Raw genomic sequence first — 23897 nt, 5'->3', positions numbered from 1 at the left:
GCGAACGCGTTACGCACCGTGTCCGGCGTTCCCCGGCGCAGCGCCTGCCTGCCCCGGCAACCCGCCGGACCGCAGGCAGGACAGCACCGTCCGAGCCACAGGCCGGCCGATCGCAGCCTGCTGACGAACGGCTGGAACGCCCGGATCAGTCCCGCTGCATCGCCTCCATCTTGGCGATTTCCGCCGACTGAGTGGCGATGATCTCGTCGGCCATCTCCTGCACCCGGATGTCGGAACCGTCGCGCTGCACCTCGTGGGCCATGGTCAGCGCACCTTCGTGGTGGGCGATCATCAGCCGCAGGAACAAGCTGTCGAACTTCGCGCCACGGGACGCGGCCAGCTGGTCCAGCTGCTCCTGGGTGGCCATGCCCGGCATGCCCTCATGGTCGTGCTGCATGCCGTGCTCGCCGTGGCCGTGGTGCCCGCCCTGGCGGTGCCCCTTGGCGCCCGGCACGTCCAACGGCTCGCGGCCGTGGCGCTTCAGCCAGGTGTTCATCATGTCGATCTCGGCCCGCTGCGCGCCGGCGATGCGCTTCGCGATCGCCTTGACCTTGGCATCGGACGCGCGGGTCTCGGCCAGGTCGGTCATGACCACGGCTTGCGAGTGGTGCACGACCATGTCCTCGACGAAGCGGAAGTCCGCCTCGTTGGGCTCGTTCTTCGGAACGGCGGACCGGGCCTCCTCCGGCGAAAGCGTCTTGTTCGGCTCCCCCGGCTTGCCCGGCGCGATGACCGACGGCGCCGGTCGGGCGCCTTGCTCTCCCCCACCGTCGTCATCGCCGGTACAGGCGGGCAGCGCCAGCACCCACAACGTCAATGGCACGACGATCCATCTGCGCACCGTTTCTCCTTTTCCTTCCACGGCACCGCACACAATGGCGCGGCTGCCAAGCCTTGCCGCATCACCGGGCCGCCGTCAACACCGTCACCAATGCCGGACAATCGCCACGGCAGCCCCACCGAGGCAATGACCGTGACATCCGCCGAATGAGCGCCGCCTGCCGCATTCCGCATCTCGACGCAAGCCGCACCGGCGGCCTGGAACGAACTCCGCTTGCCGAAAATGGCCGGGCCGCACGCCGAACTGGCCGGACCTCGGACCGGCGCTGTCCGGGTACGCATACCGGAACCCGGACGAATTCGCCGACGCGCCTTCGCCGACACCCCATCTTTCCTATTTCGGACATACCGGATATCAGCCGCAAACATCGGGTAAATACCAGGTCGACGGCCAGATTGATCACGGGCCGTGACCGGACTCGCCGGTCACCTCGTCGCAAGCCCATTTCGCGTGACGCGAACGATCCTTCGGCCTTCCACGGGATGTGCGCCATTTGTGTCGGAATTTCGGACACTGAAACGAAAAAGTCGCGCGATCGAGCGACCTCACGCGGTACCGTGCGCAACGGGAGTCGGCGCCGAACCGTCGACCTGTGGGAGAAAGGCGACATACCGTGACAGGCACCCGTACCCGACGTTGGCGTGCCGCCGCGCTCGCCGTGGCGCTTGGCGCATCGCTGCTGAGCACGGCATTCGGCACTTCGTCCGCGGTCGCGAACACCAGCACGCCGGGCCCGGACGAAATCGTCACCAGCCCGAACATGAAGCACATCGCCAACGTGCCGTTCCAGGACCCGTTGAAGGACGGTGCGGTGGGCACCGACATCGCGTTCACCGACGGGCACGCGATCGTCGGCAACTACAACGGATTCACCATCTACGACATCAGGAATCCGAAGAAGCCGAAGATCGTGGCCAACGTGCTGTGTCCCGGCGCGCAGAACGACGTCAGCGTGCACAAGAACCTGCTGTTCTTGTCGGTCGACGCGCGCCGCAGTGACGACTCGTGCAACTCGCAGCCGCAGAACGACGGCACCAAGCCGTACTGGGAAGGCATCCGCATCTTCGACATCTCCGACATGCGCAACCCGCGCTACGTCAAGTCGGTGGAGACCAAGTGCGGCTCGCACACCCACACGCTGGTGCCGGCCAGGTCCAGCAAGCACGTGTACATCTACGTGTCGTCGTATGCGCCGTCCCCGTCGCTGTCCAACTGCCAGCCGCCGCACGACCTGATCTCGATCATCAAGGTGCCGGTGCGCCAGCCGACCAAGGCCAAGGTCGTGGCCACGCCGGTGCTGTTCCCGGACGGCGGCTTCCCGGGTGACGGCTGGGACATCGACAAGCCGGGCGGTGTGCCCACCGAGGGCTGCCACGACATCACCGTCTACCCGGAGAAGAACATCGCCGCGGGCGCCTGCATGGGTGACGGCGTGCTGATGGACATCACCAACCGGGAGAAGCCGAAGGTGATCGACCGGGTCACCGACGCCGAGCACTTCGCGTTCTGGCACTCGGCCACGTTCAGCAACGACGCCTCCAAGGTCGTCTTCACCGACGAGCTGGGCGGCGGCGGCGCGGCCACCTGCAACCCGGAGATCGGCCCCGAGCTCGGCGCCAACGGCATCTACCAGATCGTCGGCAAGGGCAAGCACCGGAAGCTGAAGTTCCGCAGCTTCTACAAGATCGACCGGACCCAGACCGACGAGGAGAACTGCGTCGCCCACAACGGCATGCTGCTGCCGGTGCCGGGCAAGGACATCATGGTGCAGTCCTGGTACATGGGCGGCACCGTGGTGTGGGACTTCACCAACGCCCGCAAGCCGAAGACGATCGGCTTCTTCGACCGCGGCCCGGCCTCCAACCCGGCGGAAGCGGGCGGTACGTGGTCCAGCTACTACTACAACGGCTACATCTATTCGTCCGACCTCGGTAAGGGCTTCGACGTCCTGCGCATCGACGACAAGCGCACGGACCCGGCGAAGAAGGTCAGGACCAAGGTGCTCAATGCCCAGACACAAGAGCACTACCGGGAACGCTGACCCGTCGGCGGCCTGAGTCGAGTTCGGCAACGACCAGGGGCGTCTCCCTTGCGGAGGCGCCCCTGGCCCATGTTCTGCGGAAGCAGATCATCCAACACCCGGCGTGCCGCGGCAGGCGGGTCGCTCCGCGCCGGCCCGGTGGGCAGAGCTACTTGCGGCCCGGCGCGTCGTGCGGTCGCGTCGTCCGCGTGCGCATGGCGAGCAGGTGCAACCGCACCACCGCGTAGCAGCCCCCGATCGCAAGCAACCACGGCACGACCGTGACGTCGGCGCCCGCCGCGAGCGCCACCGACGCCAGGGCAAGGCCGGCCACGGTGTCGATCAGCCGCACGACGAACGTGGCACGCGACAGCTTGCGGGCCACGACCTCGGCCACGGACGGCAGGCCGGCCGCCCACACCGCCAGGTACACCGACCAGCCGAGGACGAGCCACCCGGGAACGGGCGCGCCGGTGAGCAGCTCACCCAGCGGTCCGGCGAGCGCGGCGCACACCAGGCCACAGGCCAGCGTCCCGGCGGCCAGCACGACGGCGAGGCGCGCGGTGTCCGGGCGGCCACGCTCCGGCTGCTTCTCCGCGGCGGCGAACCGCGGCAGCAGGTAGCTGCCCGCACCGTTGACCACCACCTGGAGCGCCGCCACCACCAGGCGCCCGGCCTCCAGCAGGCCGACCGCCGTCAGCGACCCGAACACGCCGACCAGCACCCGCACGGCCAGCAATGCCACCGGCCGCAACGTCGCGTGCGCGGCACGCCAGCCGGCGAACTGGGCGAGCCTGCCCATCCCCTGCCAGCCGGGACGAAGGTCACGCAGCTCGTCGCGCGGCACCCGCAGGACGCCGAGCCCGACCGTGACGACCGCGCCGATCGCCATCGCCACCACCAAGGCGGTCAATGTCAGGCCGCTGCTGGCAGCCACCAGCAGCACAGCCAGCGTCACCACCAGATACAGCACGTCGTTGCCGAGCAGCCTGGTGAAATCCATTCGGGCGATCAGCAACCGGCGCAGGGTCTCCCGCACCAGCCACACGACGGCCAGCACCGAGAAGGCCAGCAGCAACGGGATGTCCGGGCCGCGCAGCAGCACCACGGTCACGGCGGCGGCCCCGGCCGCCAGCACCCAGGAGGTCAGCGCGCTGCCGACCAACGCGCCGCGCACCACCGCGTCGTGCCGGTCCAGCACGGCGAGGCTGTCCCCGACGTAGCCGGTGTACACCGCCGAAGCCGCAACCAGGAATCCCAGCAGCACGGCGAACGCCCCGAACTCGGCCAGCCCGAGCGCGCGAGCCGCCACCACCTGCAGCACCATGCTGGTCGCCGCGGTGACCGCCTGGGCGGCGACCGGCGCCGACAGCCGTCGCAGGGCGCGCACCGCCGCCCTGACCGCGGCCGCCGCGCGCGTCATCGGTTCCGGGTGGCGAAGGTCAGCACGTACCCGGCGACCTTGCCACCGACGATCCGGATCTGCTCGATCAGCCTGCGCAGGCCCGCCGCGTCGGCGTCCCGGCGGACCACCACGATGACCGCGTCACTGGCCCGCACCAGCGCACCCGCTTCCGGTGCGCTGGCCGGCGTCGGCGCGTCGATCAGCACGATGTCGAACTGCGCGCGCATCTCGCCGATCGCCCGGTCCAGCAGCGGCACGCTGAACCGTTCGAGCACGCCGTCGACGTAGGCACCCGCCGGGATCACGGTGAGCGTGACGCCGTCGCCGAGCTCGACCACCCGCATGGTGTTCTGCGGGCGCACGTTGCCCATCGCGATGTCGGTCAGGCCGGGGTGCTTGCGATGGTCGTCCTCGTTCCCGTACGGCTGCTTGGCCGCCAGCCCGATGCTGGTCGACAGCCCGTGCGTGCGCACCGCACCGTCCACCAGCAGCACGTTCAACCCGCTTCGGGCCAGCGCGCTGGCCAGCTGGATGGTCGTGGTCGTGACACCGCTGCCCGACTCGCCGGTGACGATCAGGACGCCTTCGTCGATCACCTGCTGCACGCCGAAGGCCACCATCCGGTACGTCTTCGACGGTGGCGCACCCAGCCACAGCAGCGCCGCGGCCTCGTCCCTGCTGACGTGTTCGATCTCGCCGAGCACCGGCTCGTCCACCAGCGCCTCGAGCTCGGCCAGGTTGCCCACCCGGCGGTCCCGGTCGGCGCGGAACCAGGCCACCGCCACGGCGATCACCCCGCCGACGCCGAACCCGATGACGCCGTCCCTGGCCACCGCGCGCAGCAGGGCCGTGCGGTCCGGTTCGGTGTCGTAGACGAACGCCACGCCGTCGCCGATCTGGCTGGCCGCGACCTTCAGCTCGGTGGCTCGCTTGTCCAGTTCGGACAGCGACTGCGCGGCCGCTTCGGTGTTGGCGGAGCGCCGGGTCCCCTCCGGGGTGTCGGCCAGCCGCTCCTCGATGGACTTGCGCTGCTCGGCCAGCGTGTCCAACAGTGCCTTGACCCGCTGAGCGACCTCCGCGCGGGAGGCTTCCCGGTACGACTCGATGACCGCGCGCATGATGCGGGAGGCCTCTTCCGGGCTGCCCGCGGCCACTTGCAGCACCAGCGACTCGCCGGTGTCGGACGCCTCTGCGGTCACCGCGTCGCGCAGCGTCTCCTGGGTCACCGACCCGCCGAGCTTCTCCATCGCACCCGCGATCACCTTGTCCGACGTGACGAACAAGGCACGCTGATTGGCGTACCGGGCGAACGCCGTCTCCCCGGACTCCACGCCGAGCACACCGGCCTTGTCCGGCGTCTTGAGCGCGAGCCTGGCCTGCATCCGCGACGGCTCGCCGACGATCAGTGCCACGAGCACACTGAGCAGCACCGCGACGCCGACGATGATCAGCGAGCTCGTCCGGTACCGCCACACCGCGTCGACGAGCCGTGGCGATGGCAGCTCGTCCATGTCATCGTTCTCCCTGGCTGGCCCTGCCCATCACGGACGGTTCAACCTAACAGATTTGCCACACCTCCCGCCCCGCCGCGTGCCGCCGGTAACACGCCCGGAGGAAGCGGCGATAAGGGCGGTAATGAATCTCCGTACCGTCATCCCGCCCGAACGGACCGCGTCGCGATTCACGCTGTCCGCTAAGCTGACGGCGGCGATTCTTGCACGTCCGTTGGTGTCCATTCTGTTCGCCGAACCGACCACCGTTAGCCCATGACTGTCGTTACCCAGCTCAGCTTCGTTCAGGCCCTCGACAAGCTGCGCTACGCGCAAAAGAGCGCGAAAGGCGCGCCTGCCTATTCCCGGTTCGTCAACCGCAAGGCCGGGCGCGTGCTGGCCGCGGCCGCGTACCGCATCGGCGCGACACCGAACCAGGTCACCGCGGTCAGCGCGCTGTTCACCTACGCGGCCATCGCGGTCGTCGCGCTGGTGCCCCCGGCCCCCGCGGTCGGTGTGATCATCACCGCATTGCTGGTCGTCGGCTATGCACTGGACGCCGCGGACGGCCAGCTGGCCCGGCTGCGCGGCGGCGGGTCGGCCGCCGGTGAATGGCTCGACCACGTGGTGGACGCGGCCAAGATCTCCGCGCTGCACCTGGCCGTGCTGATCGCCGCCTACCAGCATTTCGACGTGGCACCCCAGTGGCTGCTGGTGCCGATCGGGTTCACCGTGGTGGCCGCGGTGATGTTCTTCGCGATGATCCTCAACGACCTGCTGCGCCGCGCCACCGGCGCAGGCCCCACCGCTCCGCCCGGAGCGAAGCACTCGGCCGTGCGCAGCATTCTGGTTGTGCCGACCGATTACGGTCTGCTTTGTATAACGTTCCTGACATTCGGATTCCCCACCGTTTTCGGTGTGGTGTATACAGGGTTGTTCGCGGCCAATGCTGCATTTCTCGCGCTGGCCTTGGTGAAGTGGTTCCGGGAAGCCGGAAGATTGGACGTCGACCGGGGAGGAGCTCGGTGACCGTCGTCGGTTATGCGCCCGGCGCGTACGACATGTTCCACATCGGACACTTGAACATTCTGCGCCGGGCGGCCGCGGAGTGCGACCACCTGATCGCAGGCGTGGTCACCGACGAGGTGGTGCTCGCCGCGAAGGGCAAGCCGCCGGTGATCCCGTTCCGGGAACGGATCGAAATCGTGCGCAGCATCCGCTACGTCGACGAGGCGGTCGAGGACGAGTTCGTCGACAAGTTCGAGACGTGGAAGAAATTCCGCTACGACGTCCTCTTCAAAGGTGACGACTGGCGGGGTACCCCGCGCGCGGAGCGCCTGGAGCGCTTGCTCAGCGAAGTCGGTGCTCGCGTGGTCTACTTTCCCTACACGATTCACACGTCGTCGACGCTGTTGCGTTCCTGGTTGACGTCGGCAGTCGAAATGAGGGACATGGGGAGCTGACGATGCAAGCCCGCACCGGCCTGGTCGTGGCGTCGGTGCTCGCTGCGTTGTCCTGTCTCACCGCGCTGGTGGTGTACCTGGGTTTCTCGCGCGGTCATGGTGCCGCCGCCGACGGCGGCTGGCTCCCCCGCACCGCCTACCCCGTACCGAAGGACGCTTTGTTCGTCTCGCCGCGCGGTGACGACTCGGCATCCGGCAGCAAAGACGCACCGTTGCGCACGTTGAAAGCCGCTGTTCGCGCGGCCAAAGCGGGGCAGACGATCGTGCTTCGGGCCGGCACGTACCGGGAGAAAGTCGGCCTGATCGGCAAACGCCTGACCATCCAGCCTTACCCGAACGAGCGCGTGTGGTTCAAAGGCAGCCTGGTGGTGCGCGACTGGGAAAAGGCGGGCAAGGTCTGGCAGCACACCGGGTGGCGGGACGAGCTGTGCAACGACTGCTACCTGCCGGACATCATCGACGAGAAGTACCCCCTGGCAGGCCGGCCGCAGATGGTTTTCCTGGACGGCAAGCCGTTGCGCCAGGTCGCCACCCGGGAAGAGGTAGGGCCCGGCACGTTCTACGTCGGTGACGGCGCGGTGGTCATCGGCGACGACCCGGCCGACCGCACGGTGGAAGTCACCGCCTACGACCACCTGCTGCAGTTCGACAAAGGGTCCGACGGATCGCAGCTGCGCGGGGTCGGCATCGCGCACTACGGGTCGAATCAACGCTATGGCGCCCGCGGCGCGATGGTGGTCGTCAACGCACCGCGGGTCCGGGTGGAAAAGACGACGTTCCGCTATTCCGCGTCCACCGGCCTGGCGGTGTTCCAGCCGGGCGGGCGGGTCGTGGACAGCATTTTCCGCGACAACGGCCTCGTCGGGCTGCTCGCGAACCGGGCGGACGACCTGCGGGTCACCGGCAGCAGATTCGAAGGCAACAACGCCGAACACTTCGCCACCAGCGGCGAGGCGGTCGGTGCCGCGGGCGCGAAGGTGACCCGCACCCAGCGGCCGTACTTCGCCAGGAACGTCTTCCGCGGCAACTACGCCACCGGCTGGTGGTGCGACCTGGGGTGCACCGACGCCACGGTGATCAGCAACCGCTCGGTCGACAACAGCGGGCACGGCATGTTCTACGAGGTCTCCAGTGCCGCGTTGATCGCCGACAACGTGCTGGCGGGCAACCGCAAGCACGGGCTGAAGATCGCCAGCTCGGACCGGGTCCGGCTGTACCACAACACCATCACCGGGGAGGGCGCCGCGGCGGTCGGCCTGTTCAACGATCCGCGACTGCCCAGCTTCGACTGGTACAGCGAGGCGAAAGGGCTGACCTGGCTGACCAGCGACCTGGTGGCGGTCAACAACCTGCTGATCCAGCGCAACCCGGCGGCACCGGTCGTGCAGTCGGCCGACTATCGCAAGAACCCGGCAGGGAACCCGGCGTTCGTCGCGCGGGCGAACGGAAACGGCTACCTCCGCGCCGCGTCGGACGAGCCGCTGGCGGTGTTCGTCACCGGGAACGGGAAGGCTGAGCCCTACCCCACCCTGGCCGATCTGCGCCAAGCCGGGTTCGAAAAGCACGGCCTGACCGGCAACCCCGGGGCCGTCCAGCTGGCCGACGACTACACCCTCCAACCGGGGTCGGTGGGCATCGAAGCCGGGCTGCCCATTCCCGCCGACATCGCCGAGGCTCTCGGGGTCGAGGTCGAGCAACATCCGGACCTCGGCATCCTGGTCAGGTAGCCGTCTCCGGCACGCGCCGCCTCGATGCGGCGGGAGCCGATGGCTCGCGTTCTTCCGGCCTGCGCGTCGTCAACGGTACGTCCGGGCGAGCGCAGCCCCGTGTTGCAGTGAAGTGCCTTGCCGGATTCCGACTCAGCCGCCGTGCACACGCACGCCGAGGCGTCGCGCACTGACTGGGTAACCAAGAGCCTGCCCACTCGACCGTCCGTCCCGGTGCTTGGTGGTGTGCCGCTCGACGCAGGTGGCGACGACGGCGACGGAGCGCTGACCGTCTCCGGCTTCGACAACGAGGTCTCGGCGACGGTGAGCGTGTCGGCCACTATCGCCGAGGCCGTGTCGTTTCCCGCCGAGTGTGCGCAATCGCCTGCGTGCCGCACACGCGAAACCGGCCAGGTGAGCGCCGCTGCCACTCACCTGGCCGGTCGTGACCGCCTTGGCGCGCTAGATCGTCGCGCTCGGCGAACCGATCCGGTTGCCGTCCTCGTCGATCGCCCGGATGTAGAACGTGCCGGACGTGAACGAGGTGGTGTAGCTGAACTCCGGAATCGACCACGGCCGGGACGACTTGGTGACCTCGTAGATCGGCTCCGAGGTGCCCACCTTGATCACCTGGTAGGTGATGGCATCGGTCTGCGCCGACCAGGTGCCCTTCCACTTCACCACGACCTTGCCCTGCAGGTTCCTGCTCAGCGTCGGCGCCGGGAACGGCGTCTGCGGTCCGCGGTGCACCGCGCCGGGCACGCTCCGCACGGCGAACCGGGTCAGGCTCTGCTGCGGCTGGCCGTTCACCGTGGTGAACTCTCCGCCGTACACCACGTACTCGTCGTTGACCGCCACGGCCCACGGCCCGTTCTTCCACGGGCTGCTCGACGGGCCGCCGTTGGTGTTCGGGTACCACGGGAAGAACGTCGGGATCGGGTCGCCCTTGCGGACCAGGCCGTAGTTGCGCGGCGCCGTCCTGGTCGCCTGCGTGGTCTCCGCGGTCAGGCGGTAGTACTGGAACGACGCACCCTTTTCTGGCATGACCTCGGACGCCCAGCAGTCGTGGGTGTGCGAGGCGGCGTAGATGACTCCGTGCCGCACCGCGATCGCCTGAGTGTCGCCGAGGCAGCCGTCCCACCACAACGCCTGACCGGTGTCGATCTTGGCGGCCATCCGGCCCTCGAAGCGGGCCAGACCGACACCGCCGACCGAGTCGTAGGCGGAGAAGTACGCCACGCCGGTGCCGTCGGTGGCGATGTCGGTGACCACCGGCGAGCCGTTGACCTTGGCCGCCCACGACACGCTCTCGCCGGTCTGGGAGCTCACCGCGCCCATCCGCCGCTGCGTCTTGCCGTTCAGCTTCTCGAAGGATCCACCGACCAGGACCCGGTTGTGCTCCGGCGACAGCAGCAGCGCGAACACCGTGGCGTCAGCCGTCGGCGCCCACGCCCGGAGCGTCCCGTTGTGGGCGACGGCAGCCAGCCGCGTGCGGGTTTGGTCGCCGACCTTGGAGAACGAGCCACCGACGTAGACGGTCTGGGCGCCGACCGCCAGCCCGCGGACCCGGCTGGAGAACGACGGCTTGAACGTCTCGTTCAGTGCACCGCTTGGCAGGTCGAACCTGGCGATCCTGGACCGCCACTTGCCGTCGATCCGGTCGAAGTCACCGCCCACGTAGAGCGCGCTGCCGCCGGGGCTGGCCTTGATCCGGAACACCGCGTCGCACACGTACTTGTTGGTCCCGGTCTTGGTGCAGTAGTTGCCCGGGTCCGTCGTGCTGGTGAACTCGCTGCCGGAGACCTTGGGCGCCCACGGCAGCAGCTGGCCGGTGCGCACGTCGAACGCCAGCAGGTTGTGCCGCGGCACCTCGCCCGGCCCGCCCGGCTCGACACCGGCCGGCCGCGCCTTGGTGAACCGGCCGCCGACGTAGGCGGTGTTGCCGACGATCTCGATGGCGAACACGATGCCGTCGGTCTGCGGGGTCGGAAGCGCACCCGCCGTGGCCGGATGCTTGCTCGGTTCCTGCGCACTCTGTTGCGCCGACGCGGGCAGCAACGACACCACCAGCACGACCAGGGCACCCAGCGCCCCGAGTGCTGCCCAGCTACGACGGGTCAATTTCATCGCGGCTCCAGCTTCGTGACTCGAGCAGTGCGGACAATCGGTGAGCGCCCGCCGCGGGCACGGCCTGCCAAGCGCACGGCGAGCTCGTGATAAGCATCGGCGACGGCGTCCCAGTTGTAACGCTCGTCCAACATGTCTCGTTGTTTCCGTCCACGAACGGCGGCCTGGCCCGGTTCAGCCTCGGCTTCGTCGCACAGCCGGGCCAGCTCGGCGGGGGTGCTGAAGTAGCGCCCGTACTCGCCGAGGACCTCGCGGTTGAACGGCACGTCGTAGGCGGATGTCGGCGCTCCTGCCCCCATGGCGCGCAGCAGCGAGGGGTTGGTGCCGCCGACCGAGTGGCCGTGAATGTAGGTCAGCGCACCGGCGTAGAGCTGATCGAGCAGATCCTGGTCCCAGACCGAGCCCAGGAAGCGCACCCGCGGGCTGCCCGCGGCGATCGCCTCCACCTCGGCCCGGTAGGCGTCGGCGTACGGCGCCGACCCGACCACCACCAGCGGGTACTGCGCACCGGAACGCAGGTAGCCCTCCACCGCGAGATGGATGTTGTTCTCCGGCTCGAAACGGGCCACGACCAGGTGATATTGCGCCGGCCGCAGGCCGAGTTCCGGCAACCGGTCGAACGTGCTGTCCGGCAGAATCGGCGCACCGTACGGGATGTAGGTGGTCTCGATTCCGAACCGGTCGAGGTAATAGTCCTGAATTGCGCGCGAGTCGGCGATGAGGGAATCCGACCAGCGCACCGCCAGCGATTCCGCCCGCCGGTAGTAGACCGACCCGGCGCCGCGCCATTTGGCGCGTTTCCATTCGAGCCCGTCCACGTGGGTGGCCACCGGGATGCCGGCGCCGCGCAGCACCGGCAACAACGGCGCGTTGCCCGCGTTGAACACGAACGCCACGTCCGGCCGTACGCGGCAGGCGTGCAGCACCGACAGGGCGGTGTGGCTGAGCGTCTCCATGACCTTGTGCCGCACCGCAGGCAGGTGCACCAGGCGCATGCCCAGGTGCTCCTGCTGGCGCGGCTCGCCCCGCCCGGTCCGGCAGTACACGGCGACCCGGTGGCCGCGCTCGACGAGGCGGCGGCCGACCTCCTCGACGCACGTTTCGAACCCGCCGTAGCGTGCCGGAACCCCTCTGGTGCCGATCATGGCAATGCGCATGACACAACCTCTGAGCAACTCGGCGGAGCTGGAGTCACTGGGTCGCATACGCCCCCGGCACCGTATGCGCGCAACAATGTACCGGGCGATCATTTAGACTCGATCACGAGGTCGTCCAAACCGGACACGCTACTCCATTTGGAGCAACGCATTCCCAGGATCTCGACGTCCCGATCCCGGTCGGCCCGGCAGCGCGCGCCGGTCTGGCCGGTGGTGTGTGTGATCGCCCTGGTTCTGGTCAGCGATTTCCAGTTCCGGCTGCGCGACAACACGCAGGCGGTGTCCGGCAACGCCGATCCGTTCGTGCTGCTGGAGGTCGGCACCTACGCGGCGGTGGCGCTGTTCCTGTACGTGAAGTTCCGGCCGCGGCCCCGGCTGCACCGCACGTCCAGGCTGGTCTTGCTCGGCTACGCCTACGCGGCGGTGCTGGTGTTGTCGGCGCTGTATGCGCCCTACGTCGCGCTCGCCATGGTGCGCGCCGGACAGGTCGCCGTCGCGGTGGCGTTGTTCCGATGCGTGGCGTTGCACACCGATCCGCACACGCCTCATCGGATCGCGCACGCCTACGCCGTGCTCATCGCGGCATCCGCGGTCTTCGGGGTTCTGGTGCCGTTCCCTCGGCCGCCGCTGCAGCAGGAGCGGTTCACGTGGCTGTACGTGCACCCGGTGCAAGCCGGCGAAATGCTGGCGATCGCCACCGTGGTGTTGGCCGCCTACCTGCTCACCGGCGGCCTGCCCCGCAACGGCCCGCACTGGCGGCCCGGGGCGTATCTGTTCCTGCTGGCCATCTGCGGTGGCGCCCTGCTGGCGACCAGGACGCGGGGTGCGGTGCTCGGCGCCGCGGTCGGGATCGCGGTGCTGTTGTGGACCCGGTGGCGCGGTGTGCGGAAGTTCGAGCTGGCCATTGTCGGTTCGGTGGCGCTCGCCGTGGTGCTGGTGAGCAGTTCGGACGCCATCGAGGCCTACTTCGCCCGTGGCGAGTCGGCCGAGCGGCTGGCCACCCTGAACTCGCGGACCGAACTGTGGGCGCAAGCGTTCGACGCGTTCGCCGAACACCCGCTCTACGGCTGGGGGCTCACCGCCACCCGCGGGTTGTTCCTGAAGACCATGGGGCTGGGTGGCGGGCACAACGCGCTGATCAACCTGCTGGTCGACACCGGGATCCTGGGCGCGGTGGCCTGGCTGGCCCTGCTCGTCGGCATCCTCGTGGCGGCCTACCGGCTCACCCGCCGCAAGGACGAGCCGCGGGTGGACGGCATGCTGGTGTCGGCGGTCCTGCTCGGCATGATGGCCAACTCGATCTTCACCGAAAGCCTCGGCGCCCCGGCCAACGCCGCCTTCACCTGGCTGTATCTGCTGCTGGCGTGGGTACTGCAGGCGCGCGCGCAAGCCGGCCGCCTGGACGCCTCCGCACCCCTGCCGCCGTACGGCACGGGGTCCCTCGCAATCACCCGGAACACGAGGAGGAAGTCGGCCAAGTGACCCCCGCGGAGAGCGCACCGCGCACGGCATTGATGGTGCATCCGTCCGTCGAGCTGTACGGCTCGGATCGCATGTTCGTCGAATCGGTGGCGGCGTTGATCGAACACGAGTGGCGGGTCGTCGTCGCGCTTCCTGGCGAAGGCGACCTCGCCCGCCTCCTCCGCGGTGCGGGCGCCGACGTCCGGCTGTGCCCCACGCCCGTGCTGCGGAAGGCGGCGCTGCGTCCGGCAGGGTTCGCCCGGCTGGCACTGGAGGCTGCTCGCGCGGTGCGGCCGATGCTGCGCCTGGCGCGCGCCGTGCGTCCGGACGCCGTCTACATCAACACGGTCACGGTGCCGCTGTGGTCGGCCCTCTCACGCCTCATGGGTTTCCCGGTCGTCGCCCACGTGCACGAGGCCGAGGACGAAGTGCCGAAGCTCGTCCGGCAAGCGCTGGCGGCTCCCCTGCTGGCCGCGACCACGGTCGTCGCCAACAGCGAGGCGAGCGCACGCAGTGTCGTCACGGCCATTCCTCGCCTCGGACCGCGAACGCAGGTGATCTACAACGGTGTGGCCGGGCCGCAGAACGCGTCGCCCGTCCGCCAGCGGCCACACGACCCGTTGCGCTTGGTGCTGGTCGGCAGGCTCTCCCCGCGCAAGGGCACGGACGTCGCCATCCGGGCGGTGCGGCGCATTCTCGACGCCGGGCAGTCGGCAACCTTGCGGCTGGTGGGGTCGGCTTTCACCGGTTACGAGTGGTTCGTCGACCAGCTGCACGACCAGGTGCGCGACCTCGGGCTGACCGGCCAGGTGCGGTTCGACGGCTTCACACCCGACGTGTGGCAGGCCTACGCGGAGGCCGATGTGGCGCTCGTGCCCTCCCGTGTCGAGCCGTTCGGCAACACCGCGGTGGAGGCGCAGCTGGCGGGGATTCCGGTCGTGGTCACCGATGCCCAGGGCCTGCCGGAGACGGTCGAAGGCGGCCGGTACGGCCTGGTGGTGCCGCGCGACGACGACGCGGCGCTCGCTGACGCGGTGCTCAGCATCGTGCGCGACTGGCCGGCGGCCTCGGCGCGGGCCGAAGCCGCCAGGGAAGCCGCCGAGAAGCGCTTCTCCCCCGCCACCTACCGGTCCGCCATCGCGGACGCGGTGGCGCAGGCCTGCGCGGCTCAGTAGGCCCCGCGGCCGGTCAGCACCGCGCGGACGGTCTTCCAGAGGATCACCGCGTCCAGCGTCAGCGACCAGTCCTCCACGTAGCGCAGGTCCAGCCGGACCGAGTCCTCCCACGACAGGTCGCTGCGCCCGCTGACCTGCCACAACCCGGTCAGCCCCGGTTTGACCAGCAGGCGGCGCCGCACCGCCGGGTCGTAGCTGAGCGTCTCCTCCAGCAGCGGCGGCCGGGGACCGACCAGCGACATGGACCCGCCGAGCACGTTGAACAGCTGCGGCAGCTCGTCGATGGAGAACCGGCGCAGCACCGCGCCCACCCTGGTCACCCGGGGATCGGAGCGGATCTTGAACAGCGGGCCGTCGGCCTCGTTCTGCAGCTGCGACCGCATGCGGTCGGCACCCACATGCATGGTGCGCAGCTTCCACATGGTGAAGACCTCGCCGTCGCGTTTGACGCGCAGCTGCCGGTAGAACACCGGCCCGCCGTCGTCCAGCTTGATGGCGATCGCGGCGGCCAGGATCACCGGTGCGGCCAGCACCAGCCCGATCAGCGCACCCACCCGGTCGACGATCTCCTTGATCACCCGCCCGCCACCGGTGAAGGCCGGCTGGCTGACCCGCAGCATCGGCATGCCGAGCACGCCGGACACCTTCACCCGCGGCCCGGCGACCTCCATCAGCACCGGGGCCACGGCCAGTTCCGCGGACGTCCCTTCCAGGTCCCAGGCCAGCTGCCGCAGGACCTGCGGGGTCCAGTGCGGGTGCGGGGTCACCGCCACCACCCGGTAGCCACCGCGGCGCACGTGGTCGGCGAGCTCGTCCAGCGACCCGATCACCGGAACGCCGGCGATCTCGCCGTCGCGCTGCGCCTCCGGATCGGAATCGACCAGGCAGGCGGCTTCCACCCGCCAGCCGACGTGGCTGTGCTCGCGGGTGCGCTCGATCAGCTCGCGCACCGAGTCCGCGCCGCCCGCCACCACGACCGGGAGCATGCGGCGGCCGTGCCGACGGGACCAGTGCAGCCACTGACGCAGCAGGTAGCGCACCAGCAGCGCCAGGAACGTCATCACCGGCAGCACGCCGAGCAGCCATGGGCGCACGTCGACGTGCTCCAGCCACGGCCCGAGCAGGGCCAGCACCACCGCGGCGGAGAACATCGCCGACACCACGCGGCGATACTCCTCGGCGTCGGCGCCGAGCATCTGCAGCTGCCATGCCCGGCGTATCGGCAGGAAAACCAGCGCCAGGACGGCCAGCAGCGGGGCGATCTCCGGGTGCAGGCCGTCGATCACGCCGAGCAGGCCGAGGATGCCCGCGGCGGCCGAGACACCGATCACCGCGGCAGCGTCAGCGACCACGACCGCGGCCCGGTAGTGCCGTTCCCAGCGCGTGATGGGGCCGCTGCGCCTGCGGCTCCCGCGTGGGACCGCGCTCCCGATGGCGCCGGTGGGCAACGACGTCGCCGACGTCGACCGGTCACGCATGCACTTCCCCTCACATGCAGATTCGGACAGTTGGGACACATTCCGCGCACGGGAGTTATCGCCGCAACGGTGGGTGGATATTAGCGAGATCGACAGTCACCCGATCGTGGCCTCCCACATGTCGATCACACTCACGGTCTGTCCGGGCCGTCCGGTTCACGGCAGATCATGCGATTTCGGCCGCACACACCCCACGTTCGGACGATCGCCACGCCCGCCGGCAACCGGCACACCCGCCGCAGCGGGGCTCCGCCCGGCGCAGGGCACTCCCGCTCCGCGCCGTCAGCTGATAGACCTGGAACCGTGCAAGCCCAGGAAACCTTCAGCAATTACTGCGAGCGCATCGGACCGGGCTTCTGGGACGAGCCGCTCAACGCGTGGACCAACCTGGCGTTCGCCGTCGCCGCCGTCGGCGCCTGGGTTCTGGTCAGCCGTGCGCGCGGACCGGAGCGGAGAGGCACCATCCGCGCGCTTCCGGTGATCATCTTCCTGATCTTCCTGGGCAGTGGCGCATATCACACGACGGCCACCCGCTGGGGCGCGGTCGCCGATACCGGCTTCATCGCGGTGTACCTGCTCTACTACATCGTGTTGTTCGTGGTGCTGTTCTGGCGCCTGGAGTGGCGGGTCGCCTGGCTGGCGGCTCCGCTGTTCGTCGGATTCACGCTGCTCACCGCGCTGCTGGCCGATTTCGCCGGCTTGCGCGGGCCCGGCATGTACCTGTCGGCGTTGCTCGCCTTGCTCCTTCTCGGCGGCGCGCTGCACTTCTCCGCTGACCCTGCGGTCCGCCCATACGGCGTGCAGTACGCCGCTATCGGCCTTCTGTTCGCGGTGTCGCTGACTCTGCGCACGTTGGACCGGCCGTTGTGCGACCTGGTCCCCTTCGGCACGCACTTCATGTGGCACGTGCTCAACGCATGCGTGCTCTATCTCACAGCACGGCTGGCAGTACGCCGGTGGCAGGAACTGCACAGCGAGAGTCCGGCACCGGCAGTTGCAGAGCGTGACGGCTGAGCCGCACGGACGGCGGTAGCGATTCCTCCCGACGATCGTTACCGTCGTCAATCGTGCGCTTATGCGCATGTAGTGATATGGCGATAACCGGAGGTCATCGATGGGTGGATGCTGTGGCTGCAGCAACTGCTCCGGCCCGGGCTGCGGCTGCTGCGGTTCCTGCTGAGCTCGCTGGTCGGTAATTCGATTGCTCTGCTCGGCACGGCCTGGCTATGTTTCGGCCAGGCCGTGTCGTCGTCCGGAGGGAGCTGCCGGTGCTCAGCTGAGGTCGCCCCACATCCCCTGTCGTGCCGACCTCTCCGGAGCCCGCCATGTCTTCCCCGGCTGTTTCCGCCATCGTCATGTCCGGCCTTCGGTTCGCGTGGCCGGACGGCACCGTCGTGCTGGACGGCCTGGACGCCGTCGTTCCGCCCGGCCGAACCGGGCTCGTCGGGCTCAACGGGTGCGGGAAATCGACCCTGCTGCGGTTGATCGCCGGCGACCTGCGCCCGGCGCGCGGATCGATCACCACCGGCGAAGTCGGCTACCTCCCGCAGAACTTGGTGCTGGACACCTCGCGCAGTGTGGCCGAGGTGCTGGGCATCGCGGACGTGGTGCGCGCGATCGCGGCGATCGAGCGCGGGGAGACCGCACCGGAGCTGTTCGACGTCGTCGGAGACGACTGGGACGCCCAGGAGCGCGCCCGGGCGATGCTGGACCAGCTCGGACTCGCCGATGTCGGGCTCGATCGTCGCGTCGGCGAGCTGTCCGGCGGGCAGACGGTGTTGCTCGGGTTGGCTTCGCTGTTCCTGGCCCGGCCGGACGTCCTCGTGCTCGACGAGCCCACCAACAATCTCGATCGCCACGCCCGCGAGCGGCTGTACGCGGCGATCGACTCCTGGTCCGGCGCCGCCGTGATCGTCTCGCACGATCGCGAGCTGCTTGCCAGGGTCGACCAGATCGCCGAGCTGCGCGACGACAAGCTCCGCGTGTACGGCGGCAACTTCGCCGCGTACGAACAAGCAGTGCAGGCCGAACAAGAGGCTGCCGAGCGTGCGGTGCGCACCGCTCAGGCCGACGTCCGGCGGCAGCAGCGCGACCTGACGGCCGCTCGTACCGCTCTTGCCCGCCGGCTCCGGTACGGCCGCAAGCAGTACGCCAACAAACGCGAGCCGAAGATCGTCATGAACGCGCGCAAGCGCGAAGCCCAGGTGTCGGCGGGCCGCTATCGGATCATGCACGAGGAGAAGGCCGCGCAGGCCAAGGAGCGGTTGGCGAAGGCCGAACAGGCGGTGCGCGACGACGACACGATCCGGATCGATCTGGCCGGGACGACGGTCCCCTCCGGGCGCAAGGTGCTGCGTGTGGACGCGGTGCTGCGCACCGGCCTGGCGGTCGAGCTGGACATTCGTGGCCCGGAGCGCATCGGGGTCACCGGCCGGAACGGATCGGGGAAGACGACGCTGCTGCGGACCATCACCGGCGCGATCCCCCCGGCGTCCGGCCAAGTCGAGGTGTCTGTCCCCGTCGGCTTCCTGCCGCAGCGCCTGGACATCCTCGACGACCAGGCGACCGCGGCCGACAACGTCGCCCGGGTCAACCCGGCGGCGACACCGAACACCATCCGGGCACAGCTGGCCCGGCTGTTGCTGAAGGACGGGCGTGCCGATCTGCCGGTCGGGGTGCTCTCCGGCGGGGAACGCTTCCGCGCGGCGCTGGCGACCCTGTTGATCGCCCATCCGCAGCCGCAGCTGCTGTTGCTGGACGAGCCGACCAACAACCTCGACTTGTCCAGCGTCCGGCAGCTGGTGCAGGCCCTGCGGCAGTACCGGGGCGCGTTGATCGTGGCCAGTCACGACGAGCCGTTCCTGGCCGAGATCGACCTGACCCGGCGGCTGCACCTGGAGGCATGAGCGCCGCCGGGGCCGTGGTCGTTTTGACGGCCCCGGCGGCCGGAGGGGGTTCAGCGGATGCCGTGGCGGGCAAGCCAGGAGATGGTCAGCCGGTAGAACTGCTGCGCTCCCCTGCTGAGGTTGATCGAATGCCCGGCGTCCGGGATGAGGTGCTTGGTCTGGCCGGCCCCGGGGTCGGTGGCGCAGTCCGTGGTCGTCCGGCAGAACATCATGTCGTGGCGGCCCAGGACGTGCAGCACGGGCAGCTCGGCCTGCTTGCCGCTCGGTTGCCTGCGGTTCCCGGCCGCGGCAGGCGGCCCGCTGCACGGCCGCAGTGCGCACAACTCGCCGCGGGCCAAGGTGTCCTTGGCCGACTCCTCGCCGCGGGCGATGGCGCTTTCGTACGTGCCCGGGTAGTGGAAGGCCTGGGTGCGGCTGCCCGGGACGGTGGTGAAGTAGCCCTCTGCCCACGGCTGCCCGGCGAACCGCGGATCGTCCGCGGCGGGCGCGAACGGGAACAAGCCCTCGTCACCGGATTCGTCGTCGCCGGATTCGTCGTCACCGCCCTCGTCGTCCGGGCCGCCTGCACCCTCGTCCTCGTCGTCGGTGTGCAGCGGTATCCCGCTGACGATGACGGCGTCGACGCCACCGCGCTCGGCGGCACGCTCGGCGACGATGCCGCCCATCGAGTGACCGTTGAGCACGATCGTGTCGAACCGTGGGCCCAGGGTGCCGTTCCGCAGATGCTCGACGACCTGGTGCACAGCGTCTCCACCGGCGTCGAAGTCGAGGGTGGCACCGTCCGGATGGTCGCTCGCGCCGTAGCCGAGCCGGTCGAGGTTCACCGTGGCGAAGCCGTGCTTGGTGGCGTACTCGACGTAGGAGTAGGTCTGCGGACGGTAGGGCCAGTCCCAGTAGCGGTGGTCGTAGCCGCCACCGTGCAGCAGAACCTGCACCGGTGTGCTCGATCGCAGCGAACCGCGGTGGCACAGCTCGGCGTAGAGGTGGTGCTCGGCGCCCTGGTGCTGCACCGGCAGGCGGTAGGCCGTGCAGGTGAGCTGCTGTGCATGCTTGGTCGCGCGCGGGCTCGGGTCGTCGGCGAATGCGACCGTCGCCGCCGTACCGAGGGCCATCACGGCGACGGCCCCGACGGCAAGAACTCGACGCTTCATCGTGGGTCCTTTCCAACGCGGGAATCCGGAACACCCTCAGTCGATCAAGCCGGTCTTCCAGCGCGCTGCGATCGCTCTGTGAGAACGCTCAGAATCGGCCCCGGCGCGGCAGCCGGATCCGGACCGTGGTGCCGGTGCCCGGCTCGGACCGCACCACGACCGCGCCCGCATGGGCACGCACCACGGCATCGACGATCGACAGTCCGAGGCCGTGTCCCCCGGTGGCCCTGGAGCGCGAGGGATCGACGCGGTAGAAGCGCTCGAGCACCCGGCCGGCCTGCTCCGGTGGCATGCCGGGCCCGCTGTCTTGCACCTCGACGACGACGTCGTCGCCGTCGCACCGCACCAGCACGCTCGCCGGCCCCGGGTCGGCGTGCCGTTCGACGTTGGTCAGCAGGTTGTCGATCACCTGCCGGAGCCGCGCCGCATCACCGGTCACCACGGCCTGCGGATCGGCGTGCAGCGACCACGTCCGGCGGTCGTCCCTGGCTTGCGCGGCGGCGACCGCGTCGGCCGCGACCTCGGCCAGGTCCACGGGCGCCCGCTCCAGGGGACGGCCCTCGTCCAGGCGGGCCAGCAGCAACAGCTCGTCGACCAGGACACCCATGCGCCAGGCCTCCGACTCGATCCTCGCCAGGATCTTCGCCAGGTCTTCCGGGTGCTCGGCCCCGCCCCGCCGGTACAGCTCGGCGTAGCCGCCGATCGTGGCCACGGGCGTGCGCAGCTCGTGCGAGGCGTCCGCGACGAAGCGGCGCAGTCGTTGCTCGGCCGCGGTGCGTTCGGCGAACGCCTTCTCCAGTTCGGCAAGCATGCGGTTGAGCGCGTCGCTGACCACGCCCACTTCCGTACCCGGGGCTTCCTGCGGCATGCGGTGCGACAACTCCCCTGCACCGATGCGTCCCGCCGTTTCGGCGATGCGCTCCAGCGGGCGGAGGCCGCGCCGGAGGGCGATCGCGGAGAGCAAGCCCATCGCGACCACGGCTCCTACCCCGGACACGATGGCGACGGCGGCCACCCGGCTGGTCAGCTCTTCGTACGCGGCCGGGTCGAGCTCCGCCACGTCGCCGTCGAAATCCTGCACGGCACCGAAGGTCGCGCCGACGGCCAGGCCGATCCCCAGCACCGACAGGCCGACCACGATGAGGATCAGCCTGGCACGCAGGCTCACGGCCGATGGCCTTCCGGCAGCCGCAGCACGTATCCGACACGTGGCACCGTGTGGATGAGCGGCGTGCGGCCGGCGTCGATCTTGCGGCGTAGGTACGAGATGTAGGTCTGCACGACGCCGTCGTTGCCGCCGAAGTCGTACTCCCAGACGTGGTCGAGGATCTGCCGCTTCGTCAGCACCCGGCCCGCGTTGGCCAGCAGATAGCGCAGCAGCGCGAACTCGGTGGGGGTCAGATCGATGCGCTGTCCGTTCCTGCGGACCTCGTGCGCGGCGTCGTCGAGTTCCAGATCGGCGAAGGTCAGCCGGTCGTCGTCGCGCGGGGCGGTGCGCTTGAGCACGGCGCGGACCCGCGCGATCAGTTCGCCCAGGCTGAACGGCTTGGTCAGGTAGTCGTCACCGCCGACGGTGAGGCCGGTGATCTTGTCCTCGGTGGCGTCCCGCGCGGTCAGGAACACCACCGGCACCTGCTGGCCGGTCGCCCGGAGCCGGCGGCACGCCTCCACCCCGGACATGTCCGGCAGCATCACGTCGAGCACCACGAGGTCCGGACGGAAGCTCGCCACACCGTCCAGGGCGCCTTTGCCGGTGCCCGCGATCTGCGTCTCGAAGCCCTCGTACCGCAACGCGGTCGCGACCAGTTCGGCCAGGTACGTCTCGTCGTCGACCACCAGCACCTTGCGCCCCATGGGCACCAGTTTCGCCCACGCCGGGCCGTGGGCAGCCACATTCACAGAGATCTCTCAGAAGCCGCGTGAAGTGCACCGGAGCGAGGGATGCGATGGCGCGAGGGCGTACCGGTCCGGGTGATGTGCTGCCCGGTTACCGTCGGGGCGAGGATCGAGGTGCGGATGACGGAGAACCAACTGCAGGCGGCCGGGCCGGGGTGGTGGGAGTCGTTCGCTGCGCTCTTCACCGATGCAGGCGTCGGTGTGCTCTATGCGGGTGTTCTGCTGTGCTGGTGGCGGGCGCGGCAGCTTCCGGCGCAGCGCATGGCGCGCGCCATGCTCGCTCCAGTTGGAGTGCTGGCCGCGTACGTGATCAGCTCGGGCATCAAGCTCCTGGCGGCCGCCGAACGGCCGTGCCAAGCACTGGTCGTCCGCGCGGTGATCGAGTGCCCGCCCACCGGTGACTGGTCGTTTCCCAGCAACCATGCCGCGCTGGCCGGGGCATGCGCGGTGGGCGTCGCGTGCGCATGGGCAAGGCTGGCGATCCCGGCCGCGCTGGTGGCCATCGCGGTTGCGGCTTCGCGAGTAGTGGTCGGCGTGCACTACGTCCACGACGTGATCGCCGGCCTCACCGTCGGGAGCGCAACCGCCGCGCTCGTCGTCTGGGCGATGCTGCGGCCCACGACCAACCTGGTCGAGCGGCTGCGTGCGCGCCCAGCATGCGACACCTGGTGGCGTCGCGGTCAGCGCTCCAGCCAGTGCCGACGGACGACGGCAGACGAGCGGGAGACGGCACCCGTTTGTGCCCCGCGGACACCTCGGAACCTGCCCTCTGCCCTGCAGGCCGCTCGTGCCGGCTTCCGGCCCCGGGTCAGCCGGTGGGTCCGCCGCGAAGGTCCTCCGGATACAGCAGGTCCTGCCAGCACCAGCCGTCAGCCCGCTTGGCGAGGATGGCGACGAAGTTTCCCGTGCTGCCATCGAACGCGCTGACGGCTGTGAACGGTGCCTCGGCCCGGTCACCGGTCTCTCGCACCTCGCCGGACAACTGCGCCGTGCTGACGTCACCGGAATCCTCGATCAAGTCGAGCGCGCCAGCACTGATGTCCGGGCAGCCCAGTTGGTTGAGGGTGTTGGTGTCGTGCGATACCAGCGCAGAGATCAGTGAATCGGCCACCGCTTGCGCTCCGCCGGCATCCTGTCCCGCGGCGCCTCCACTGCCGTTGTCACCGCTGCCGCCGCTGCCTTGGCTGGTGTTGTCACCGCTGCCGCTACTTGCGCTGCTGTCCCCGTCGTCGGACAGGAAGAAGCCCGGAGCGACGAACCCGGTGATGCCGAGGACAGCGAGCACGACGACGGCGCTGACGATGCCCACGATGAGCCCGGGGTTGCTCTTGCGAGGCGGCGGGCCCCCGTAACCGGGCGGGGGCACCTGGCCGGGCGGACCGTAACCGGGCGGGCCATATCCCTGCGGGCCCTGCGGGCCGTACGCCTGCGGTGGCCCGTATGGCTGCTGCGGTCCCTGTGAATACGGGCTCTGCGGCTGCCCGTACGGATGGCTCATCGGCACCCCAGGTTCGGCGGGCGCGGTACTCCGCGCGTGAGATCGGCACTGATTCTAGGGGTCGCCTGCTGCGGGCGCGTGCCGATCTCACCGAATCTTGGGACCATGCCCACCCCGGATGTA

General features: G+C 69.6%; 19 protein-coding genes and 1 pseudogene. 10 read left to right on the top strand and 10 right to left on the bottom strand.

Going from position 1 to position 23897, the window contains the following annotated elements; translation table 11 throughout:
• Positions 1 to 145: 145 nt before the first annotated feature.
• Complete coding sequence (locus CXP56_RS11520; protein ID WP_245566514.1) at positions 146 to 841, bottom strand: DUF305 domain-containing protein; 696 nt, start codon at positions 839 to 841, stop codon at positions 146 to 148.
• A gap of 613 nt (positions 842 to 1454) precedes the next feature.
• On the opposite strand from CXP56_RS11520, the gene CXP56_RS11515 reads away from it, so the two are divergent.
• Entirely contained in the window at positions 1455 to 2882 is a 1428-nt protein-coding gene (locus CXP56_RS11515; protein WP_502694573.1) for an LVIVD repeat-containing protein, read from the top strand.
• A 148-nt stretch (positions 2883 to 3030) separates the two neighbouring features.
• Here CXP56_RS11515 and CXP56_RS11510 read toward each other — a convergent pair whose 3' ends face one another.
• Together CXP56_RS11510 and CXP56_RS11505 are read right to left on the bottom strand one after the other, a co-directional pair.
• The gene (locus CXP56_RS11510) at positions 3031 to 4284 is read right to left on the bottom strand and encodes an oligosaccharide flippase family protein (protein ID WP_156899053.1); all 1254 of its coding nucleotides are present in this window, start codon (positions 4282 to 4284) and stop codon (positions 3031 to 3033) included.
• Positions 4281 to 5777, bottom strand: coding sequence for an AAA family ATPase (locus CXP56_RS11505; protein WP_051309496.1), 1497 nt, complete (start codon positions 5775 to 5777; stop codon positions 4281 to 4283). The genes CXP56_RS11510 and CXP56_RS11505 overlap by 4 nt, the downstream gene beginning before the upstream one ends.
• 255 nt (positions 5778 to 6032) lie before the next feature.
• Between CXP56_RS11505 and CXP56_RS11500 the strand changes: the two genes are divergently transcribed.
• From CXP56_RS11500 to CXP56_RS11485, 4 genes and pseudogenes are all read left to right on the top strand, one after another.
• Positions 6033 to 6785 (top strand): CDP-alcohol phosphatidyltransferase family protein, encoded by a 753-nt coding sequence (locus tag CXP56_RS11500; RefSeq protein WP_286901064.1) that lies wholly within the window; start codon positions 6033 to 6035, stop codon positions 6783 to 6785.
• Complete coding sequence (locus CXP56_RS11495) at positions 6782 to 7219, top strand: FAD synthase family protein (protein ID WP_028846248.1); 438 nt, start codon at positions 6782 to 6784, stop codon at positions 7217 to 7219. The genes CXP56_RS11500 and CXP56_RS11495 overlap by 4 nt, the downstream gene beginning before the upstream one ends.
• 2 nt (positions 7220 to 7221) lie before the next feature.
• The gene (locus CXP56_RS11490) at positions 7222 to 8946 is read left to right on the top strand and encodes a right-handed parallel beta-helix repeat-containing protein (RefSeq protein WP_028846249.1); all 1725 of its coding nucleotides are present in this window, start codon (positions 7222 to 7224) and stop codon (positions 8944 to 8946) included.
• A gap of 141 nt (positions 8947 to 9087) precedes the next feature.
• Positions 9088 to 9276 (top strand): annotated as a pseudogene (locus CXP56_RS11485) (beta clamp domain-containing protein); the annotation flags it as partial.
• 111 nt (positions 9277 to 9387) lie between these two features.
• Here the strand turns inward: CXP56_RS11485 and CXP56_RS11480 are convergent.
• Positions 9388 to 11052: a delta-60 repeat domain-containing protein gene (locus tag CXP56_RS11480; RefSeq protein ID WP_286901062.1), complete on the bottom strand. Its 1665-nt coding sequence runs from the start codon at positions 11050 to 11052 to the stop codon at positions 9388 to 9390.
• The gene (locus CXP56_RS11475; protein WP_038044234.1) at positions 11049 to 12209 is read right to left on the bottom strand and encodes a DUF1972 domain-containing protein; all 1161 of its coding nucleotides are present in this window, start codon (positions 12207 to 12209) and stop codon (positions 11049 to 11051) included. The genes CXP56_RS11480 and CXP56_RS11475 overlap by 4 nt, the downstream gene beginning before the upstream one ends.
• A 219-nt stretch (positions 12210 to 12428) precedes the next feature.
• On the opposite strand from CXP56_RS11475, the gene CXP56_RS11470 reads away from it, so the two are divergent.
• Positions 12429 to 13691 carry an O-antigen ligase family protein gene (locus CXP56_RS11470; RefSeq protein ID WP_084608821.1) on the top strand — a complete coding sequence of 421 codons (1263 nt, stop codon included), beginning with the start codon at positions 12429 to 12431 and terminating at the stop codon, positions 13689 to 13691.
• A complete protein-coding gene (locus CXP56_RS11465) occupies positions 13688 to 14845 on the top strand; it encodes a glycosyltransferase (protein ID WP_028846251.1) in 1158 nt (385 codons plus the stop codon). Before CXP56_RS11470 ends, CXP56_RS11465 begins: the two co-directional genes overlap by 4 nt.
• On the opposite strand, the gene CXP56_RS11460 is transcribed toward CXP56_RS11465, so the two are convergent.
• The gene (locus CXP56_RS11460) at positions 14839 to 16323 is read right to left on the bottom strand and encodes a sugar transferase (RefSeq protein ID WP_084608781.1); all 1485 of its coding nucleotides are present in this window, start codon (positions 16321 to 16323) and stop codon (positions 14839 to 14841) included. The two genes, CXP56_RS11465 and CXP56_RS11460, sit on opposite strands and share 7 nt — an antisense overlap.
• 303 nt (positions 16324 to 16626) lie before the next feature.
• On the opposite strand from CXP56_RS11460, the gene CXP56_RS11455 reads away from it, so the two are divergent.
• Together CXP56_RS11455 and CXP56_RS11450 are read left to right on the top strand one after the other, a co-directional pair.
• On the top strand, positions 16627 to 17337 hold the full coding sequence (locus tag CXP56_RS11455; protein ID WP_038044235.1) for a hypothetical protein: 711 nt from the start codon (positions 16627 to 16629) through the stop codon (positions 17335 to 17337).
• A 311-nt stretch (positions 17338 to 17648) separates the two neighbouring features.
• Positions 17649 to 19229 (top strand): ABC-F family ATP-binding cassette domain-containing protein, encoded by a 1581-nt coding sequence (locus tag CXP56_RS11450; protein WP_286901058.1) that lies wholly within the window; start codon positions 17649 to 17651, stop codon positions 19227 to 19229.
• Between the two features lie 50 nt (positions 19230 to 19279).
• Here the strand turns inward: CXP56_RS11450 and CXP56_RS11445 are convergent, their stop codons facing one another.
• From CXP56_RS11445 to CXP56_RS11435, 3 genes are all read right to left on the bottom strand, one after another.
• Positions 19280 to 20380, bottom strand: coding sequence for an alpha/beta hydrolase (locus tag CXP56_RS11445; protein ID WP_084608782.1), 1101 nt, complete (start codon positions 20378 to 20380; stop codon positions 19280 to 19282).
• Between the two features lie 88 nt (positions 20381 to 20468).
• The gene (locus CXP56_RS11440) at positions 20469 to 21548 is read right to left on the bottom strand and encodes a sensor histidine kinase (protein WP_286901056.1); all 1080 of its coding nucleotides are present in this window, start codon (positions 21546 to 21548) and stop codon (positions 20469 to 20471) included.
• Complete coding sequence (locus CXP56_RS11435; RefSeq protein WP_038044237.1) at positions 21545 to 22234, bottom strand: response regulator transcription factor; 690 nt, start codon at positions 22232 to 22234, stop codon at positions 21545 to 21547. Before CXP56_RS11435 ends, CXP56_RS11440 begins: the two co-directional genes overlap by 4 nt.
• Before the next feature lie 87 nt (positions 22235 to 22321).
• On the opposite strand from CXP56_RS11435, the gene CXP56_RS19030 reads away from it, so the two are divergent.
• On the top strand, positions 22322 to 23203 hold the full coding sequence (locus tag CXP56_RS19030; protein WP_353744550.1) for a phosphatase PAP2 family protein: 882 nt from the start codon (positions 22322 to 22324) through the stop codon (positions 23201 to 23203).
• Here the strand turns inward: CXP56_RS19030 and CXP56_RS11430 are convergent.
• On the bottom strand, positions 23085 to 23774 hold the full coding sequence (locus CXP56_RS11430) for a hypothetical protein (protein ID WP_286901055.1): 690 nt from the start codon (positions 23772 to 23774) through the stop codon (positions 23085 to 23087). The genes CXP56_RS19030 and CXP56_RS11430 overlap by 119 nt on opposite strands.
• Positions 23775 to 23897 lie beyond the last annotated feature (123 nt).

Source organism: Thermocrispum sp. (assembly GCF_002919275.1).
GTDB classification, from domain to species: Bacteria; Actinomycetota; Actinomycetes; order Mycobacteriales; family Pseudonocardiaceae; genus Thermocrispum; species Thermocrispum agreste.
The sequence above is the reverse complement of the archived record's forward strand: the minus strand, read 5'-3'. Positions and strand labels throughout refer to the sequence as shown.